This is a genomic window from Saccharicrinis sp. GN24d3 (genome assembly GCF_052400645.1).
In the GTDB taxonomy this organism is placed as follows: Bacteria; Bacteroidota; Bacteroidia; order Bacteroidales; family Marinilabiliaceae; genus Saccharicrinis.
This window is the reverse complement of the sequence record NZ_JBQTGI010000002.1, coordinates 536,450-557,787: the sequence shown is the minus strand read 5'-3', so window position 1 is coordinate 557,787 and position 21,338 is coordinate 536,450. Positions and strand designations below refer to the sequence as shown.

The 21,338-nt window shown below is 39.6% G+C and carries 13 protein-coding genes; 10 read left to right on the top strand and 3 right to left on the bottom strand.

From position 1 onward, the window contains the following. Positions 1-88: 88 nt before the first annotated feature. Both ACT29I_RS04675 and ACT29I_RS04670 read left to right on the top strand, forming a co-directional pair. Positions 89-1,405, top strand: a complete 1,317-nt coding sequence (locus ACT29I_RS04675) for a Na+/H+ antiporter NhaC family protein (RefSeq protein ID WP_430931628.1) — start codon at positions 89-91, stop codon at positions 1,403-1,405. Positions 1,406-1,523: 118 nt separating this feature from the next. Next, the gene (locus ACT29I_RS04670) at positions 1,524-2,429 is read left to right on the top strand and encodes a DMT family transporter (RefSeq protein ID WP_430931627.1); all 906 of its coding nucleotides are present in this window, start codon (positions 1,524-1,526) and stop codon (positions 2,427-2,429) included. 533 nt (positions 2,430-2,962) lie between these two features. On the opposite strand, the gene ACT29I_RS04665 is transcribed toward ACT29I_RS04670, so the two are convergent. Then, the gene (locus ACT29I_RS04665; protein WP_444792775.1) at positions 2,963-6,394 is read right to left on the bottom strand and encodes an ATP-binding protein; all 3,432 of its coding nucleotides are present in this window, start codon (positions 6,392-6,394) and stop codon (positions 2,963-2,965) included. Positions 6,395-6,589: 195 nt separating this feature from the next. On the opposite strand from ACT29I_RS04665, the gene ACT29I_RS04660 reads away from it, so the two are divergent. Beyond that, entirely contained in the window at positions 6,590-7,009 is a 420-nt protein-coding gene (locus ACT29I_RS04660) for a hypothetical protein (protein ID WP_444792774.1), read from the top strand. A gap of 575 nt (positions 7,010-7,584) precedes the next feature. Here ACT29I_RS04660 and ACT29I_RS04655 read toward each other — a convergent pair. Continuing rightward, the gene (locus ACT29I_RS04655; RefSeq protein ID WP_444792773.1) at positions 7,585-7,737 is read right to left on the bottom strand and encodes a hypothetical protein; all 153 of its coding nucleotides are present in this window, start codon (positions 7,735-7,737) and stop codon (positions 7,585-7,587) included. A 291-nt stretch (positions 7,738-8,028) separates the two neighbouring features. Here ACT29I_RS04655 and ACT29I_RS04650 point away from each other — a divergent pair, with 291 nt between their 5' ends. Then, on the top strand, positions 8,029-9,036 hold the full coding sequence (locus tag ACT29I_RS04650) for a dihydroorotate dehydrogenase-like protein (protein WP_430931623.1): 1,008 nt from the start codon (positions 8,029-8,031) through the stop codon (positions 9,034-9,036). A 491-nt stretch (positions 9,037-9,527) separates the two neighbouring features. Further along, a complete protein-coding gene (gene ppdK / locus ACT29I_RS04645; protein ID WP_430931622.1) occupies positions 9,528-12,242 on the top strand; it encodes a pyruvate, phosphate dikinase in 2,715 nt (904 codons plus the stop codon). Positions 12,243-12,358: 116 nt separating this feature from the next. Here ppdK and ACT29I_RS04640 read toward each other — a convergent pair whose 3' ends face one another. Next, positions 12,359-13,543 (bottom strand): response regulator, encoded by a 1,185-nt coding sequence (locus ACT29I_RS04640; protein ID WP_430931621.1) that lies wholly within the window; start codon positions 13,541-13,543, stop codon positions 12,359-12,361. 326 nt (positions 13,544-13,869) lie between these two features. Between ACT29I_RS04640 and rsgA the strand changes: the two genes are divergently transcribed. The 5 genes from rsgA (at position 13,870) to ACT29I_RS04615 (ending at position 21,242) form a co-directional block, all read left to right on the top strand. Continuing rightward, the gene (gene rsgA / locus ACT29I_RS04635) at positions 13,870-14,925 is read left to right on the top strand and encodes a ribosome small subunit-dependent GTPase A (RefSeq protein WP_444792772.1); all 1,056 of its coding nucleotides are present in this window, start codon (positions 13,870-13,872) and stop codon (positions 14,923-14,925) included. 165 nt (positions 14,926-15,090) lie between these two features. Further along, positions 15,091-17,619 carry an endonuclease MutS2 gene (locus ACT29I_RS04630; RefSeq protein WP_444792771.1) on the top strand — a complete coding sequence of 843 codons (2,529 nt, stop codon included), beginning with the start codon at positions 15,091-15,093 and terminating at the stop codon, positions 17,617-17,619. A 20-nt stretch (positions 17,620-17,639) separates the two neighbouring features. Next, positions 17,640-18,353, top strand: coding sequence for a sulfite exporter TauE/SafE family protein (locus tag ACT29I_RS04625; RefSeq protein WP_444792770.1), 714 nt, complete (start codon positions 17,640-17,642; stop codon positions 18,351-18,353). A gap of 154 nt (positions 18,354-18,507) precedes the next feature. Beyond that, positions 18,508-19,707: a carbohydrate-binding family 9-like protein gene (locus ACT29I_RS04620; protein WP_430931617.1), complete on the top strand. Its 1,200-nt coding sequence runs from the start codon at positions 18,508-18,510 to the stop codon at positions 19,705-19,707. 419 nt (positions 19,708-20,126) lie between these two features. Further along, a complete protein-coding gene (locus tag ACT29I_RS04615) occupies positions 20,127-21,242 on the top strand; it encodes an efflux RND transporter periplasmic adaptor subunit (RefSeq protein ID WP_444792769.1) in 1,116 nt (371 codons plus the stop codon). The last annotated feature ends 96 nt before the right edge of the window (positions 21,243-21,338 follow it).

The following is a 21,338-nucleotide window of genomic DNA, read 5'->3' as shown; positions in this document are numbered from 1 at the left end:
GTATATATTGTCGACTTATTGGTTATAGCCTTACATTTCATATGTATTTTTTTCTCAGGTTTTTCCAACTCATTCTAATTAACTTTCTTTGCAAAAAAAAATAATGGATATCAAAACACTAAAACATCCTATATTATCCCTATTCCCAATTGTTGTATTTTTAATTCTCTACCTGGTTTCATCTGTTATTTCCGGTGATTTTTATAAGATGCCGGTTCCCGTGTCATTTTTAGCAGCCTCGGTGGTTGCTTTGGCCATGAACACAAAAAGGAAGTTCAAGGACAGAACCGAGACCTATTTGAAAGGCATGGGCAACGCTGGAATTATGATGATGTGCCTGATATTTATTTTGGCCGGGGTGTTTGCTAATTTGGCTAAAACAATGGGTGCGGTGGATGCAACGGTTAACATTGGTTTAAGCCTTCTTCCTGCCAACATTTTAATAGCCGGTATATTTGTAATTGGTTGTTTTATTTCTTTATCGGTAGGAACTTCCCTAGGAACCGTGGTAGCTCTTACTCCCGTTGCCCTGGGTATTGCAGAACAAACCGGTATTCAACCCGGTTTGGCGCTGGGAGCAGTTATTGGAGGGGCCATGTTTGGTGACAACTTATCATTTATATCTGACACTACCATTGCAGCCGCCAGAACGCAAGGTTGCAAAATGAAAGATAAGTTTAGGGTGAATTTTATAATTGTTTTTCCCGCTGCTGTTGTTACATTTGTCATTTACCTTCTGATAAACAAACAGCAAAGTACTCCGCCTATTAACCTTGATATAGCGCACCAATGGTTAAAAATAACACCTTACCTGTTTGTGCTTGTAGCTGCTTTAGCTGGCATGAATGTGTTTCTGGTGTTAGTGGTTGGCTCAGTTTTGGCTATGATAATTGGTTTGTCTATAGGTAGTTTTGATACCTGGGGTATGGTTAATTCAATTGGTAACGGAATTGATGGTATGTCGGAGATTATTATTATTTCCATACTGGTGGGTGGAATGGTGGAAATAATCAGGTATAATGGTGGTATCGACTACATTATCAGGCTGATCGGTAAGAACACCAGATCGAAACGGGGTGCTGAATTTAGCCTTGCCCTGTTGACTTCAATAGTCAATGTTTTTACTGCCAACAACACGATTACTATTTTAATGGTGGGACCACTTGCCAAAGATATTTCTGCGGAATATGGAATAAAGCCGCGCAGATCGGCCAGTATTTTAGATACCTTTTCGTGCTTTATGCAAGGCGTACTGCCATACGGTGCTCAAATATTAGCAGTTATCGGACTGGCAGGGGCCAGTGTTTCCCCTTTTGAGATCATGCAATTTCTGTTTTATCCTTATTTGATGGGGCTTATCTCCATATTAGCCATTCTATTGGGCTTTCCGAAATTGAAGGATTAACAAAGTTCGCAAGTTGGTAAAGTGGTTATATCGTTAGAACCTTTTTATTCGGATCTGTTTATATCAACTTTACCATTTTTCTCACATATATAATATTCTTGGCACCATATTATTCTTTATGAAAAAACTTATAGCTCACACTTACTTTCTGGCCATAATAGCATGTTTACTTTGGTCAACAGCCTTTGCGGGCATAAAAATCGGATTGCAATACACTACACCATTACAGTTTGCGGGTATCAGATTCTTTTTGGCGGGGATATTAATCATTCCGCTTACCAAAAACAGTAAAGTGTTTTTGTCTGCTATTCAAACTAACTTTTGGCAAATCGTTAGGGTCTCGTTATTTCAGACTATTATACTTTACGGTTTGTTTTATTGGGGTGTTAGTTTGGTTCCCGGTGCTATTGCTGCCATCCTTATTGGTTCGCAACCACTATTTGCGGCCCTTGTATCGTCTGTTATGCAAAAGAACGATAAAATTTCATTTCAAAAACTGCTTGCCATATCATTTGGAATTGGGGGCATTGTTTTAATTGCATATCATAAAGGATGGGGCAGCAAGAATGGTTTGCAACAAATTTTGGGAATGGGCATACTTGTTTTAGCTAATATCTCATCAGGCATAGGAAATGTCTTTGTGGCTAAACAAAAAGGGAAAATATCATCAACCGTATTAAGTGCCTGGCAAATGAGCATTGGTGGTTTGGTGTTATTTTTATTTTCATTGTTATTTGAGCCCTTTTCAGGTTTCGATATGCCAACCGCCTACTTTTTGTCTCTGGGCTGGCTTAGTTTTTTATCTGCAGCCGCTTTCACCATCTGGTTTATGTTGCTTCAACGCCCCAATGTGCTGGTGTCGGATCTGAACATTTGGAAATTTATCATACCTATTTTTGGTGCTATATTAAGTTGGATTGTCATTCCTGGCGAAGAACCAGAATTCATCCCCATAATGGGGATGATCATTATAGGTGTTTCACTGGTTCTGTATAGTTTCGTGAATAGAAGGGCGGGAAAGTAACTCAGCCTAGTTGCAGAAATTGTTTTAACCCGCTATATGCATTAGAAATTCTATTACACATTGAAATTACTTTAAAACAAGACACTTCGTTGCATCACTTCAACTCACCAGAACGATGCTATGCCTCGTTTCAATAATGCCTTGTTTTATTGTACTTGCCATGCTCATGACGAACCTCCAATACATAATCCGGGTTTAACCTTAGGGTAAAGTGATAAGAAATGTGCACCTGTCCTAAATGTAATAAATCATTCAGAACGCCTAAGCAGTATCATTGGTGTCATATAATATAAGTAGAAGATCATCTTTGGCGTAAACCCGAAAACATTAAACAGATTGTTTTATCCTTGTTGGAAGATTGTATACGAGTGCATCAATGTCAATTCTGCCCGCCATATGTATTAGAAATCTATCACTGATGTTTTTCCGATTGCCCTTAGCAAATACATCTCAAAAAACAGAGTTCATAACAAAGTATGCTTAAGTGAACCTTGTGAGGTGGATGACCCAATTAAGAATTGGATTAAAAAATTTTACGAACTAGTTACCGGGTTGGCATTTATATAAAAACTAAAGGTGGTACCTTTATCGAGCTCTGATCGTACTATAATATCCCCTCCAAATAAAACGATAATATTTTTCACAATACTCAAACCCAGTCCCATACCTTTATGAACTTCTTTGTTTCTTTCGGCTTTTTGGAATGGTTGAAATATAAGCCCTAAATCTTTTCCCTCGATTCCTACTCCTGTATCTTCTACCTGAAACAAAATAGGTTTCATATTATTCTGGCCGATTCCTCTGACGCTAAAACCTATGGACTCGAGCTCGTTGGAGTCAACCTTTTTAACCACCAATTTTACATGTCCGATTTTGGTAAACTTAAAAGCATTCCTGATTAAATTGCTTAAAACTTGCTTTAAGCGTTGTTTGTCGGAATAAACATTTTCATCATCGCCAACCAACTCACAGTTCTCGTGGAACGTAACATCAGACGATCTATCCTCAAAACTCAATTCTTTCATGGTCTCTGCAATTAAGACGGGCACATTGACTATCTGATTGGTCAATTTAACGTTTCCTGTCTCTATTCGCGAAATATCAATAATATCGTCAATTAAGGTCAGCAGGGTTTCGCTACTTTGGCCAATGTGATGGATCAATTCTTTTTTCTGACCATCAGGAAAATCATCCAATTTAATTAAGCTGGAGAATCCGATGATAGCGTTCATCGGTGTTCTAATCTCATGGGAAAGGTTAGCCAGAAAAGCGGTCTTGAGCCTGTCGGACTCTTCTGCCTCCGATTTGGCTTTTTCCAGGTCTTTGGTTCTTATTTTTACTAAATCTTCGAGATAATTACGATGGACGTTAAGCTCTTCATTTTGCTTGAGTATCTCTTCTTTGGTATTTTTCAGCTCTTTATTGGCTTTGGATATTTCCTTGGTTTTTTCATTCACCATGTGTACCAAAACTTTCTTTTGGTTGACATACCATTTTATTCGAACCCTGAATATAAAATATATGATCAATGCAACGGCAAGGGCGATCAAGATTTTAAATCCAAGGGTTTGATAGAACGCTGGAATTACGACTATCTTTAATTGGGCATCTTTTGGGCTTTTAACACCATCATTGTTGATTCCTTTGACATGGAGCGTATAGCTTCCCGGTTTAAGGTTATTGAACATGATTGGATACGAAGAATAACTTTCTATCCAATTTTCATCATAACCTTCCAGCATCCATGAAATTCGATTATCCCGACTATGAGAGTAATTCAAAACAGATGGGTAAAATTTGATCTCCCTGGAATCTGAATGATTATATTTGACTACCGTATCGTTGATGTATAATACCTCGTCATAAATATCTGACATAAATATGGATGAGATATTTTTCTTGCTCCAGGCACTAATAACCGGGGGAGCTTTATAGTTGTTTTGATAGGTGTTGTTACGGTCAAATTCCACAAAACCATCCTGCCCCCCGAACAATATGGCTCCATCCTGGCCCATATAACAAGTACGCTGATTAAATTCATGAGAAAGATTTCCGGCCTCCAGATCGTAAGTTTTCCAGGTAAAATCATCGATATTTATTTTACTGACACCAAAATTGGAGCTTACCCACATAGACCCTGCCTTATCGTAAACAATACTATACACATAACTCTCCAGCTCTCCAAAGGCTAATTCGTCCGACACCTTATTTGTAACCGGATCGTAAAGCAATAATCCGGCTCCATAAGTGGCTATCCAAAATCGCCCTTTTTCATCTATCTCCAAATCAACAATCAGCCTGGGCTTCAGTTGGGTGTTTTTGTTGTATTCGGGAACTACTTTTTCCACCATCTTGGTCTCCAGATTAAATTTATACAGGGTCCCTGCCCGTTCCGCAAACCACAAATATTTCTTATCGATAGAGTAATGCAGAGAAACAAACTTGACAAAACCGTTATTTTCCTGTCTAAAGTCATGGTTGAAAAACTGATAAGCATGTGTTCTGGTATTAAATAAAACCAGACCATTTTGTCCTAATAACCAGATGTTTTCGCTTTCATCTTGAAGTGCGGCATTCAGATGGTTAATCCTATTCTCCATGACACCACATTGTTTAAAACGGATTAAATCGTGTTTTTCCGTTTGTAGATTATAATTGTACAATCCAATGTTACTTACTAACCATACATTCTCGGGGTCAGTTTGAAGGAATTGGTACGGATAGAAAGCATAAGGGTGATCAAAAGACGCAAAACCAACATCGTTTTTGGTCTTTTTATAGATTTTGCCGCTTTGGGAACTTATCCAATAAGTTCCCTGTGAGTCCTTAAAAAGCAATGCGACTTCGCTTGTTTTCCCTTTAGACAGCCTATTTACGTTAAATTTCTTATAGCTATTCTGGTGATAATCAAACTTTGATATTCCTTTCCGGGTAGCCACGAACAACACATCCTGATCGTTTATGTAGAGAAGATCTTTTATCTGGTTAGATATCAATCTATTGTCTCCGTCTTTCTGATCTGCCCGGTAGTTCTTTACTATCTTTCGTTCAACATCATGGTAAAGGAGTCCATCCTTAATGGAAGAAATCCAATAATTACCTTTCCTATCCTTTTCGATATCCAATAAAACAATTCCTTTATCTACTAAAAACTGTCGTTCTATTTTTCTGGTTGTTAAATTATACTTATATAAACCGTTGGCCATGGTGAACACCAGAAATCCATCTGGTTCTTCCAGTAATCCCCTAATCCTTGAATAATCAGCTCCGCTTTCGGCCAGTAAATTTCCTTCATGATCAAATTTAAAATCCAGGATATCCTGATATCTTCCATCAGACTTATCCACGCAGACCAGTCCTTTGGCACTGAGCACCCATAAAGACTCCGATCCTTTAATAATATCATAAATATATGTACGATCCGAAACATATCCGGTAGGAGTAAATTTACCCGTTGAAGGATTAAAAAAGTACAATCCGTTTAAGTAAGTTCCCACCAAAAAAACATCTTTGCTTATTTGATGAATACAACTGATTCGGATGGGTATTCCCTTATTATCCGAACCAATGGGAAAATGCACGTAGTCATTTTTGATTATATCAACCCGGTTAATGCCACCCCATAACGTTCCAACCCAAAAGATATAATCATTGATATCTTCCGTGATAAAGGTAATTGCATTGTCGCTTATTGCGGAACTGTCTCGCTTACCTTTTCTGAAAAGATCAAAGTGAACTCCGTCATAACGCATTAAGCCGTCCACAGAGCCGACCCAAATAAAACCTTTGCTATCTTTGAACAGGGAAGTGATATTCAGGTGCAACAAGCCCTCTTTTTTAGTTATATTTTCAAATTCTCCATACTCCGATTGGGCAAGCAAAGGAGAACCCAATATAAGCAGCAAACCTATAATTAGGGCAATTGTAAAAGTCTCTTTGCCAATCAGAATTTTTCTAACTCTCATCTATAAATTCCATACTTTATACAACGCGTCTCATCCCTGTTCAAGAAACGTAGGCTTGTGGATGTCCTTAAACAAATATAATCACAACAATTCTTTAACTACTTTTATCGCTAACATGTTACGTTAGATTGTAAAAATGCTATTTTTTTTCAAATAATTAAATTTTTCATGCATTTGGTATTAAAGAAAAATCCAATGTACAGCTTTCTACTGCTTCTGTGCATAACTATGATTGCTGGTTTGCAAGCATGGAGAACCGTGTTCAACAATTATGCGGTAGATGAAATTGGTATTGCTGGGTTTCAAATAGGTATTGTTCAGTCCGTTAGGGAAATTTCGGGTTTTCTGGCCTCGTTAGTGGTGTACCTTTTATTGCTTGTCAAAGAACACCGGTTGGCAGCATTATCTGTACTGGTAATGGGTGTTGGGGTCGGCTTTACGGGCTTGTTCCCATCTTTTGGAGGTCTGGTGTTTACAACGCTTATCATGTCCTTGGGTTTCCATTATTCCAAAACGGTAAATAAAAGTCTTACGCTTCAACATTTCTCCCAAAAGCAAGTTCCTGTTGTTATGGGCAGAATAAAGAGCGTTGGTGCACTACCAATATTATCGTAGGCGGGATTATATGGATGGTTAGTAAACATTTGGAGTAATCGAGCATCTTTATAATTTTTGGTGTAATGATAATACTGTGCGGAGTATATGCTTTAACGCGCAATCCCATCAGCAAAATTCCTCCCCCGCAAAACAAAAAGATGGTGGTTAAACCCGCCATATGCATTAGAAATTCTATTACCCATTGAAATTACTTTAAAACAAGACACTTCGTTGCATCACTTCAACTCACCAGAACGGTGCTCCCGAAAGTAATCGGGACAAGTTATGCCTCGTTTCAGTAATGCCTTGTTTTATTGTACTTGCAATGCTCATGAAGAACCTCCAATACATAATCCGGGTTAAACGAATATACTGGCTTTATTACTTGCTTAATTTTTTAAGTGGGGCCAGACGCCAGATTTTTGTTGCCTTTGCCGTTTTTATGTTGGTCGAGAAATTTAAATTCAAAGTTGAGACTATTGCAGTTCTTTTCGTGGTCAATAATATGATCACCTACTTTTCCGCTCCGCTAATTTGCAAAGGCTATCAATAGGTTTGGAGAAAGAATCGTTCTTTCGGCGGAATATTTTTCGTTAACAGATATTTTTATTTCGTATGCTTTTGTGCGAGACAAAACGGTTGTGGTCATCCTGTACGTGCTCGATCATATATTCTTTGGTGCCGCCATGGCCGTAAACACTTATTTTCCATAGGATAGGTGTTCGCGAAGATATTGCACCGTCCATGGCAGTTGGGTTTACCGTTAATCATCTTTCGGCAGTTGTAATCCCCGCAGCTGGCGGAGCATTATGGATGCTGGATTCAAGAATCCCTTTTTGGGCAGGTGCTGCTATGTCCCTAATTTCGATGTTTTTTGTTCAGATGATCAGATTACCACGAAACATAACAAGGTAACAATATTTTTCTGATGACTATTTTAAACATATTAATCATCCGAAGAATACATGAATGATGCTTTAAACATTTTTATCGCTAGGCTGTTTAAAGCATGATATTAACCCCTTAACAAACAAATCATGGATTTAAAAACAACTTACATGGGTATTGAGCTCAAAAATCCCATCATCGTAGGAGCAAGCAATTTGGTAAACAATATTAACATGGCCAAAAAATTAGAGGAAGCTGGTGCTGCTGCCATTGTTTTCAAATCGCTCTTCGAAGAACAAATCCATTTAGAGGCTGCCGAACTTGACGAAGACTTGCACGAATACGACGAACGAAATGCTGAGATGACGTCTCTGTTCCCGCAAATAGAGCACAGCGGACCAAAGGCTCACTTGATGGCTGTAAAAGACGTGGTGGATGCAGTATCCATACCTGTATTTGCAAGCTTAAACTGTCTTTACGATGTAAGTTGGGTAGAGTATGCCAAGTATCTTGAAGAAACCGGAATCGCAGGGCTGGAACTGAATTTTTATCATACCATCTCAGAAAACCAAAAGGACTCTGCCAAAATAGAAAAAGAACAACTGGAAGTTCTCACAAAAGTGAAAAAGGCTTTAAAAATTCCGGTTAGTGTTAAGCTTAGCCCATATTATTCCAATGCGCTACATGTTATTCGTAATTTTGATGAAGCAAAGGCAGATGCATTTGTGCTTTTTAACAGACTTTTTCAACCGGATATTGATACTGAAACTGAAGAACTTAAAATGCCTTATAACTTAAGTAGCAAGAATGACAACAGACTTGCCTTAAGATATGCCGGACTTCTTTATGGAAATGTAAAAGGATCCATCTGTGCCAATAACGGAATTCATGATGCAGACGATTTAATTTCGGTATTGTTGGCCGGTGCTGATGCCGCACAAATTGTGAGCACCATTTATAAAAACGGACTGGTTCAGGTTACTACTATACTCGAAGACCTGACTGTTTGGATGAAAAATAAAGGTTATGAGAAAATAGATGATTTTAAAGGTAAACTTTCAAAGAACAACCTGAAGGAACCTTATGCTTACAAAAGGGCCCAATATGTTGATTACTTAATGAAATCCAAAGAATTCACAAAGCAATATCAGGTGTAATGCCAGGTAAGTAGATAAAAGAAAGGTGCGTAAGGCACCTTTTTTTGTGGCCATTAACATCACTTAATGCCGATTGTTATATTGTTTAACAATGCACCAAAAGGCTTCTTAATATAAGCTAGCTTGTCCCGATTTTTCAGTTGAATTTGCCGATAATTGATTAAAGTGACTATTATAGCAAAGCATATAGAGTGCAATTTGCTTTGGTCACCGATATAGTTAACGATTATATGCAGTCGATTTTAAACAATATCAACTTATATTCGAAGACTTGTATTTTTTGTTCGGATTCTGTAATGTATCTAAATGTCAATGTCATACATTAATTTGGTTTGATTTGAGAATAGCTATACAATTCAATGTTACAACCTGTTTATAAGCATGAATTGATTGAATGCATTTTTATTCTCGAAAAAAATCGTTTTCTTTATTAGCACAGTAAATGAATTATCCCAAATTCAAATTTATAACTAAAAAAAAATTCCTTAATTATGGCTGTAAAAAGAGTTTATACCTTCGGTAACGGACAAGCAGAAGGAAAGGCTGACATGAAAAACCTCCTTGGAGGTAAAGGAGCCAACCTGGCTGAAATGAATCTGATTGGTGTGCCTGTGCCTCCAGGGTTCACCATTACAACAGATGTTTGTATCGAATACAATGCGTTAGGCAAGGATGCGGTTGTTGATCTGTTAAAATCAGATGTTGAAACTGCCATAAAAAATATTGAATCCTTAACCGAAACTTCTTTTGGAGACAGAACAAACCCTCTATTGGTTTCCGTTCGTTCAGGAGCCAGAGCTTCTATGCCGGGCATGATGGATACAGTACTTAATTTAGGATTGAATGATGATTCGGTAGCCGGCATCGCTTTAAAATCAGGTAACGAACGATTTGCATGGGATTCGTACCGTCGATTTGTGCAAATGTATGGTGATGTGGTATTGGGGATGAAACCTGAGTCGAAGGAAGAAATTGATCCTTTTGAGCGAATCATGGAAGAAGTGAAAGAACAAAAGGGAGTGGATTTGGATACCGATCTTGATGTAGACGATTTAAAAGAGTTGGTAAAATTATTTAAATCTGCCGTTAAAGAACAAACCGGACACGATTTCCCTGAAAGTGCATGGGAACAGCTTTGGGGTGCCGTCATGGCCGTGTTCGATAGCTGGAACAACGACAGAGCAATATTATATCGCCGGATGGAAGGAATTCCTGACGAATGGGGAACAGCAGTAAACGTTCAGGCCATGGTATTTGGTAATATGGGCGATAATTCGGCAACAGGTGTGGCATTTACCCGTGATGCCGGAACAGGAGAAAACATATTTAACGGTGAATATTTAATTAATGCTCAGGGTGAGGATGTGGTTGCAGGTATCCGAACTCCGCAACAAATTACCAAGGAAGGTTCTTTACGATGGGCCGAACTTCAGGGCGTTACCGAAGAAGATCGTGCCGACATGTATCCTTCGTTGGAAGAAGCCATGCCACAAGTATATAAGGAATTAAATGCCGTTCAGGAAAAGTTGGAAAAGCATTATAAAGACATGCAGGACCTTGAGTTTACTGTTCAGGACGGCAAACTGTGGTTATTGCAAACACGTAATGGTAAACGTACAGGTGCAGCTATGGTTAAGATAGCCATGGACCTATATCGGGAAAAAATCATTGACGATAAAATGGCATTAATGAGAATAGAAGCCAACAAACTGGATGAATTACTTCACCCGGTATTTGACATGGATGCCATTGTTTCCGCTAATGAGTTGGCCAAAGGACTACCTGCTTCTCCAGGTGCTGCTTCCGGTCAAATAATTTTCTTTGCCGATGAAGCCACAAAATATCCTGAAACGATATTGGTACGTATTGAAACATCTCCTGAAGATTTAGAGGGAATGTTGGTGGCCAAGGGGATTTTGACCGCACGCGGTGGAATGACATCCCATGCTGCTGTGGTAGCACGAGGAATGGGCAAGTGCTGTGTTTCTGGTGCCGGAGCATTAAAGATTGATTACAGAGAACGTGTTTTACGTATTGATGGTCATTTATATAGAGAAGGTGATTGGATTTCGTTGAACGGTTCTACCGGTAAAGTATATGAAGGAAGAGTGAAAACACGTCAGCCTGAATTGGACGGAGACTTTGCTTCGATCATGGACTTTGCAACCAAATACACCCGTATGACCGTGCGAACAAATGCCGATACTCCTAAGGATGCTATTGTGGCCCGTGAATTTGGTGCTAAAGGTATTGGTTTGTGCAGAACCGAGCATATGTTCTTTGAAGGAGAGAGAATTAAAACGGTAAGGGAAATGATTTTATCTTCAGATGAAGAGGGGCGCAGGGCTGCGTTGGCAAAATTACTTCCATACCAAAGGGGCGACTTTGAGGGAATTTTGGAAGCTATGCAAGGATATGGCGTTACCATTCGTTTGTTGGACCCACCGTTGCACGAGTTTGTGCCGCATACTGAATTGGCACAACAAGAAATGGCTAAGGAAATGGGTATCAGCCTGGCAGATGTTAAAAATAAAGTTTCTGATCTTTCTGAATTTAACCCGATGCTGGGACACCGTGGTTGTCGTTTGGGAAACACCTATCCGGAGATCACGGAAATGCAAGCACGTGCAATCATTGAAGCTGCCTTGAATCTGAAAGCCAAAGGTATCATCACCAAACCTGAAATTATGGTTCCATTAATTGGTACGGTGGAAGAACTTAAAATGCAAGCCCATATTATCCATATGACGGCCGAACTTATTTTTACGGAAAGAGGCGACAAAGTGGAATATATGGTAGGTACCATGATAGAGATTCCCCGTGCGGCATTAACAGCTGACAAAGTTGCCGAGTTTGCCGAGTTTTTCTCGTTCGGAACCAATGACTTAACGCAAATGGCGTTTGGTTATTCCCGCGACGATGCCAATAAATTCTTGCCTATTTATATTGAAAAGGGTATTCTGAAGAATGATCCATTCCAAATTTTGGATCAAGAAGGAGTCGGACAACTGGTTCAGATGGGAACCGAAAGAGGTCGCTCCACCAAACCGGATCTTAAGGTAGGTATTTGTGGTGAACATGGAGGTGAGCCAAGTTCGGTAGAGTTCTGCGATTCCGTGGGCTTAGATTACGTTTCTTGTTCCCCTTTCAGGGTGCCAATTGCCAGGGTGGCTGCTGCGCAGGCTAATGTTAAAAAGAACGGTTAACACTTATTTAAATTGATAATTTTGAGAGGCGGATCCTTCCCGGGTTCGCCTCTTTTTGTGCAGAATTAGATTTGGCAGCACAAAGTGAATATATCTAACAATATTTTTGGGGTGATTTACTTTTTGAAGCGATATCCCAATAACAAAACATCATCCACCTGTTCGTTGTGTCCCATCCATTCTATAAAGTGTTTGTCTAATCGTTCGTTTTGTTCTGCCATATTCCATTGGCTATTATAAGTCAGTAAATCCTTAAAGGCTCCCAACATCATTTTCCTGTTGGCATCACCACCAAATTGATCGGCATATCCATCCGAGAACATATATAAACAGTCTCCCTCTTTCAACTTTATTGTATGGTTGGAAAATGGTGTTTGTGAAGGATAAATACCAACCGGCATGCGGTCTCCCTTAAAGTCAACTAATACTCCGCTTCTTACCAGATAGATAGGGGAATTGGCGCCTGCATATTCCATGGTATTCGTTTCCGGATCAATTAATACAATTGAGGCATCCAATCCATCTGAGATGTCAGTATCTCCCTCTCTGCTAAAAGTTTGAATAATGACAGATCGTAATTTGTTTAAAATCTCACTGGGCTTGATAACTTTTTCTACATTTATTATTTCATTGATCAATGCCATGCACATCATACTCATTAATGCACCCGGCACGCCATGACCTGTGCAGTCTGCAGCAACAAGTAGTTTTTTGTTTTTTATCTGGTGAACCAAATAAAAGTCACCGCTAACAATATCCCTTGGTTTGTAGAGAATAAAATACTCTTCCAGAACCCTTTGTAAATGTTCCTTGTGAGGCAAGGTGGCATGTTGTATTTGTTGCGCATAATACATGCTGTCCGTAATGGTGTCGTATATTTCCTCAATAGATTTCAAGTAGATGATGTTGTTGTCCATGGATTTCTTGAACTTCAGCTGGTTGGCAACTCTTGCTTTTAGTTCATCAATATGAAACGGCTTGCTAATAAAATCGACCGCACCTACCTTAAATCCCTTCACCAGACTTTCCGGGTCGCTCTGGGCAGTTAAAAAAACAACCGGAATTTCTTTGGTTTTTGCATCACTTTTAAGCCTTTCGCAAACCTCGTATCCATTCATGCCCTGGATAATTATATCCAACAGTATCAAATCGGGTTGTTTGTGCGACCTGGCTAATTCTAATGCCTGGTTACCGGAAGTAGCTGCCACACAATTATATTCGTTTAAAGCATCTTTTAATGCAAGAATATTGGTCATGGAATCTTCAACAATAAGTACTTTCTGTGGATCCGGGGTAAACATAAACTAATACTTTAATTTCGATTCAAGTTAAGGAATTTACTGTATTGGATACTAATTTTAGTCTTATTTGTTTTTCATTTTTTGTTTTACCCGGAATAACACTAACTTTGTATCTTATGAAAATTACTTCATTACATATCTCCTTTGTTCAGTACCTGTATTCGGTGTAACCGGCAGGTGACTAGTCGTATAACCACATCAATATATTTATTGAGTGCTATTGTGCACCTGTCTTTCAGTGTTAGTTAATATCATTTAATAACCACATCATACCTTTAATAAGTCAAGTTTTCATGAGGTATTTTGTGTCTCCAATAAAAATTAAAATGTCAGCAAACAATATTCTTTTAGATTTAGGTTATCATCAAACTCTAAACTATACCATAAATAACGATTTGGAATTGGCAAGAGTGATTTCCGAGCACAGAGAAAGATATATCGTAAAAAGCGTAACCGGAGAATTTGAAGCCGAAATAATAGGTAACCTACGTTTTTCCGTGCAAAGCAGAACGGACTTGCCTGCGGTTGGCGACTGGGTTTCCATCTCCCCATACGACGAAGGCAAATCTTTAATTCATGAAGTTTTACCACGACGGAATATACTTAAACGACAATCGGTCGGAACAAAGAGCGATGAGCAAATTATTGCCACAAATATTGACTATGCCTTTATTGTTGAAGCGGTAAACCGGGATTTTAATATCAATCGGTTTGAAAGGTACTTAACCATTTGTTACAATGCTAATATTGAACCTGTTTTGATTTTAAATAAAACTGATTTAATAGATAAAGATGTATTGCAGGATTATAAAAAACAGATTAAAACACGAATTCCGAATGTTCAGCTTCATACCACCAACTGTGTGAACAATTCTGGCTTAATGGATTTGAAGAGACTTTTAAATCGTGGTAAAACTTATTGCTTTTTAGGGTCTTCGGGAGTGGGTAAGTCAACCATCATCAATTACCTTTACCAGAACGAACTGATGAAAACCATGGGAATAAGTGAATCGATAGATAGGGGAAAACATACTACTACGCACCGTCAACTAATTGTTTTAAAGGATGGAGGTGTTTTAATCGACAATCCCGGCATGCGGGAGGTAGGGCTTACCAGCGTTGAGGATGGCCTTAATCAAAGTTTTGCCGGCATTACGGAACTGGCTGTCAACTGCAAGTTTACCGATTGCACACACAAGAATGAAAAAGGCTGTGCGGTACTTAATGCGGTTGAGACAGGAGTGCTTAGTGAAGAAAGCTATAAAAACTATCTTAGGATGAAACGGGAATCAGAGCATTATTCGGAAAGTGAAGCGGAAAAAAGAAGAAAAGGAAAAAAATTTGCCAAAATGGTTAAACAGGTGAAGAAACACAAAAGCTAATGTATTTTATCGGATGAGTATGTATGTTTGTTTATACTCATCTGATGAATTAAAATAGCCATATTATTTTACTATTTTTGCGCTGTTTTAGGATGATATATTCATGCAAACCGGTGATGTTGAATCCTGAATCAGATTTGATTATACTATAATAAAGAATTACAATTGATATATCCAGCGTTTTTTGAAGAAAAAATCCGATTCAACCGGGTAAGGGAACTGATTAAGGAACAATGTTTAAGTTCGATGGGAAAGGAACGTGTCGACGAGATGCGTTATGTAACATTGCATGATGTGGTGTCCAGATGGGTTAATCAAACTAACGAGTTTAAGAAAATTTGTGTGGAGGAGTCTTTCCCAACCAGTTATTATATTGATGTAAGGGGACCGTTAAACAGAATTAAAGTTGAAGGACTGTTTCTGGAGGAAAGGGAACTTTTTGATCTTCGACGTTCCCTTCTGTCGGTGAAAGACATTGTACGTTTTTTTAAAAACAAAGAAGAACAAAATACATACCCCCATCTTCGCGAGATAGCTTCCAAAGTGATGGTGTACCCATTTGTTTTTGAGCGCATTGATGCTATCTTAAATAAGTTTGGGAAGATAAAAGACAACGCTTCACCCGAGCTGGCCCGTATTCGAAACGAGATGATTAAAAAACAAGGCAGTGTATCCCGTAAGATGGCCGCCATTTTAAATCATGCCCGCAAAGAAGGATTGGTGGAAGCCGACACCAATGTAGCCATTCGCGACGGACGGGCGGTAATCCCTGTTCCTGCCGGAAACAAGCGTAAGCTGAACGGTATTATTCATGACGAATCGGCAACGGGAAAAACATCTTTTATTGAACCTACGGAGATTGTTGAAATCAATAACGAGATTAGGGAACTGGAATATGCAGAAAGAAGAGAGATTAATAGGATTCTGGTTGCTTTTTCGGATAGCATTAGGCCGTATCTCGAGGACCTGATTTTCTCGTACGAGTTTTTAGGCATCATGGACTTTATCAGGGCCAAAGCCAAGTTCGCCTTGCAAATAAATGCCTGTTTGCCCAAAATGGTCACGCATCCTGAGGTAGATTGGGAAGATGCCACGCATCCCCTGCTTTATTTGCAACACTCGGCCGAAGGCAAAGAGGTGGTTCCTTTGACCATACAATTAAATAAGGAACAACGAATCGTATTGATTTCAGGGCCAAATGCAGGGGGTAAGTCCGTATGCCTTCAAACCGTTGGCTTGCTTCAATATATGTTTCAATGTGGACTATTGGTTCCCATGGACCAACGCAGTACCATGGGTATCTACCAGCATATTTTCATCGACATAGGTGACCAACAGTCTATCGAAAATGACTTGAGTACCTACAGTTCGCACCTGCTGAATATGAAGTATTTCCTAAAACACGGTACGCCCGAGACGCTTATCCTCATCGATGAGTTTGGTACGGGAACAGAACCTGCTTTGGGTGGAGCCATTGCCGAATCCGTGTTGAAGCAGTTTAATGCCATGCAGCTCAACGGAGTCATCACCACGCACTATACCAACCTAAAACATTATGCTTCAGGTGTTGATGGGATCGAGAACGGTGCCATGCAGTTTGATACAGGTCAAATAAGACCCTTGTTTAAGCTGTTGATTGGTCAGCCGGGTAGTTCTTTTGCGTTTGAGATAGCTCGAAAGATAGGCTTGCCGGAAGACCTGCTGGACAGTGCCAAGGAACAAATCGGTGAGGATCATATCAATTTTGACAAACACCTGCGCGAAATTGCCCGAGACAAAAGATACTGGGAACAAAAACGGGATAATATTCGCCGCAAAGACAAACAGTTGGAGGATGTTTACGAAAAATATCTGACCCAGTTAGAGCAAAGTAAAAAAGAACGCAATCACATACTGGAAAAAGCGCGTCTCGAGGCGGAAGAATTGATGGCTACCGCCAATAAACGCATTGAGCGCACCATAAGGGAAATAAAAGAAAGCCAGGCGGAAAAAGAACGTACCAAAAAGGCCCGCGAATCACTAACCGATTTTAAAGAAAAGCTGGAAAATCAGGATGACCAACAGAAGCACAAAATTGAACGAGAGATAGAACGCATCAAAAACCGCCAAAAACGTAAAGGTGAGAAACATGACAGCGGTGATGAAAACAAGGGGCAATCCGACTCCAAAACATCGGTTAAAAAGGGGGGTGCCAAACCAAGGGTGAAAGACGACGGTATTATCCGAAAAGGTGATAAGGTAAGGCTCGAAGGCCAATCGCTACCTGGCGAAGTAATGGAAATAACAGGCAAGAACGCTTTGGTGGCATTCGGGCATTTAATGACCAATGTGAAAATTACTCGTTTGGAGAAAATTAGCAACAAGGAAGTTAAACAAGCCATGCGCTCTCTGAACCAGCCTAGTTTGGGTGCTAACGTGGCTGAGCAAGTTAGAAAAAGAAAGCTTACCTTTAAGCCTGATATTGATGTGAGAGGACAACGTACCGAGGAAGCCATCCAGGTGGTTACCAATCATATTGACGAAGCCGTAATGTGTGAAGTAGGTACAGTCAAAGTCCTTCATGGTAAAGGGAATGGTATCCTAAGACAAATGCTCAGGGAAATGTTGAATACCATGCCTCATGTAAAAAGTTTTAGGGACGAACATATTCAACATGGCGGAAGTGGCATTACTATTGTGGAGATTGACATCTGATATTTTAAAAAAATGAATACATGACAGCAGATTTACAATTATTGACAACAACGGCTGTTTCGGCAGGATTTATACATACTATTTTAGGACCCGATCATTACCTACCCTTTATAATGATTGGAAAGGCCCGAAACTGGAATGTCACCAAAATATTGATGTTGACATTTATTTGTGGTTTAGGTCATGTGCTCAGTTCCGTGGTTCTGGGTATGGTGGGCGTTTTTTTTGGGGTAGGCCTCGAAAAACTGAATTTTATTGAAGCATCGCGAGGAAACCTGGCAGCCTGGGCTTTGATTGCTTTTGGTTTAGTATATGCCATTTGGGGATTAAGAAAGGTGTACAAAAACCGCAAACACTCGCATGTTCATGCGCACAGTTGCGGTGTGGTGCATTCCCATGAACACGGGCATACAAGTGATCACACCCACATTCATGAGAAGGAAGAGGGTAAAAAGATAACGCCATGGGTTCTTTTTATCATATTTGTGTTAGGCCCTTGCGAGGTTCTTATTCCCTTGGTGATGTACCCTGCGGCCCAAACCAGTGTTTCCGGAATGCTGATGGTTACCGCAGCTTTTGGAATTACAACTCTTTTGGCAATGCTTTCCACGGTCGCACTCGGTACTTTCGGATTTTCGCTGGTACCTTTTAAAAAAATCGGCCTATATACCCATGTCATCGCCGGAGCTATGATTTTCCTTTCGGGTTTAGCTATCCAGATTTTAGGCATATAGATTTTTCATAGTAAACTTTTTAGGGACATATATCTTTAACTCAAACCATAATTTATGCCATGTATAATTTGCATCGGATATAGATATGATGTAAATTGTATGAGTCACACCCACACTGATGCTAAAAGTTAAGCCATATTATACCACATGTACAATGAAGTTACTACCGGGTATATTGCCGATGATTAATAATAGCGTTAAATACGAAGTGAATGTAGCTCTGATTTCATTAAAACAGCGTTATTACTATGTTGTAATGATACTTTTTGCTTGTATGCTGGGGTGCCAAAAGCCTCAGGAGAAAGTATATAGTATTAATGAATATGGGTTACCAAATTGTCCCGGCTACTGCACGCCAAAAGTCTATGCCGTTCACACGCTTTCCGGAACCCCAACAATAGATGGGTATATTTCAGACGATGAATGGGGCAATACCCCCTGGAGCGAACCGTTGGTATCTAGTGTGAAAAACGGTATGGCAAATCCAGCTTACAGCACCAGGTATAAATTGGGCACCAAAGGGGATTCTTTATATTTTTCTGCGATTGTTTACGACAGACATATTTGGGCGGTAAACGACATCTGCCAGTCCTACTTTTTCGAAGACAATTTTTTGGAATTATACCTTGACGCCGATAATGATGAAAAGGATTATGTGGTATTGAAAATAAACGCTCTCGGCAACCTTTGTGGCGAATACTGGAACCGGAACAACGATAAGCCGCTTTCGAGATTCTCACTCCTCGATATGTCGCATGGCAGGTGTTCGGTGTTTATTGATGGGACGGTTAACAATCCCAAAGATAATGACAGGTATTGGTCATTTGAATGTGCCGTACCGCTTAATTTACAAGTCGACAGTTTAACACTACTACAACCCCATACTACCTGGAATGTCAATGTTCAGAGAACGTATTGGCCGTCTGTTGTTGTTGCAGGACTATATAAAAAAATGCTGAACCCCCATACCGGCAAAAAGTACCCGGGCGAAAAATGGGTTTGGAGTTTTCTGGATGAAAATAATATTAACACCCCCGAGCTATGGGGCGAATGGCATTTTAACACACTCAATCAAACATCGCAGGAAATTAGCCGGCAACAATTTGAAAGACAAGTGCGTTGGGAACTCCGGAATATTTACTATGCCCAACAGCGCCATCTAAAACGATATGGTCGTTTCTCCAGGAAGGTGGCCGGGCTAACGGACGTGGGCCTTAAATTACCTAAATTACTTTACAAGCCAAATATCAACACTGGCAGTGAAGTTTATGAAGCTCATATATATGATGCTGCAACAGGAACCAAATTTACTATTAACCACGAAGGTAAGGTTTGGAAAGAACAACAGCAATAGGTAAGGAAACAAGCGCTGTCACCCAAGAAATCGTAACTGTCATTCAAGGAATCGCAACTGTCATTCAAGGAATCGCAACTGTCATTCAAGGAATCGGATCTGTCACCCAAGGAATCGGATCTGACACCCAATAAATCGGGATTAACACCCAAGAAATGGAGTCTGACACCCAGGAAATGGAGTCTGACACCCAGGAAATGGAGTCTGACATCCAGGAAATCGGATCCGACATCCAGGAAATCGAGTCTGTCACTCGCGAAATGTCATATCACAGTTTCCGTTTCACGCCCTTAATTTCCGATTCATCTTTTCATATCCCCGTTTCACTCCCTGAATATTTCATAATTCTTTTGGTTATATCACTTTTGCTATCGTAATAGATAGAAATAAGAAAAGCGAAAACATTAATAATATTAAACATGAAAAAGAGATTGATTGCCATTGGGACTTCGATATTAATAATTGCACTGGCATTTTTTATAGTAAAAGCACTACCTGCTAAGAGCGCATCCAGCGAAAATGTGCTCGTAGCAAAAGCTGCTTTAGTGAATGTTATTTACCCTGAGGTTGGTGATGTAGATTATGAATTAACTTCAACAGGTAAACTTACGGCGACCGAACGATTTGAGATTTTTTCGCAAACAGACGGTCAACTTTTAGAATCAGCAAAAGTGTTTAAAGAAGGGAAAACATATCGCAAGGGTGAAGTAATGCTTGCTGTGGATGTGGAAGAATTTAAAATGACCTTGCTTTCGCAGAAGAGTAATTTTGTTACTTTAATTACTTCTGTACTCCCCGATTTAAAATCGGACTATCCTGAAGCATACGATAGTTGGAAAGCATATGTACTGAAGTTAGATGTAAACCAAAAACTTCCTGCAATGCCTACGTCTAATAACGACCAGGAAAAATTTTATTTAAGCGGCAAAGGCATTTATGCCAATTATTACACCATCCAGTCTTCTGAAGAACGTTTTTCAAAATATACTATCCGTGCACCATACAACGGAATTGTAACCTCCTCAAAGGTGGAGGCAGGTAAAGCGGTTCGTCAAGGTACAGAGATGGGTGTTTTTATTAATCCTTCGCAATACGATTTAGAAGTAATGCTTCCTTTGTCGGCCATTACCGACATTAAAATAGGAACCGAAACAGAGTTAACTTCTTCTGAAATTAACGGAACCTGGAAGGGTAAAGTAATCCGCATCGGAGGTGATATTGTTGAGCTTTCGCAAAGTGTAAAAGTATTTATCCGAACCTCCGGTCAAAACCTGAAAGAAGGGATGTTTCTGACTGCACACATTGGTCTTTCTCCTTTTAAAAATGCTATGAGCCTGCCCCGAAAGATGGTTGACGACAACAATCAAGTATTTGTTGTTAAAAATGGTAAGCTAAAGCATCAGGTAGTTAATGTTTTAACCCGTCAGGGAGATATTGCTATTGTTGAAGGTTTAAAAAGTAACGCACCTGTGCTTTCTACGGTAATAAAAAATGCTTACGATGGCATGCCGGTTTCTATTAACGCTCAACAGTGATCGGTTAACGGTAGGCAGTATCTAACATTACGGATGTCAATTTAACATGAAATACAGAATAAGGAAACTCTGTGTCTTAGGGTCTCTGTGTTCGTC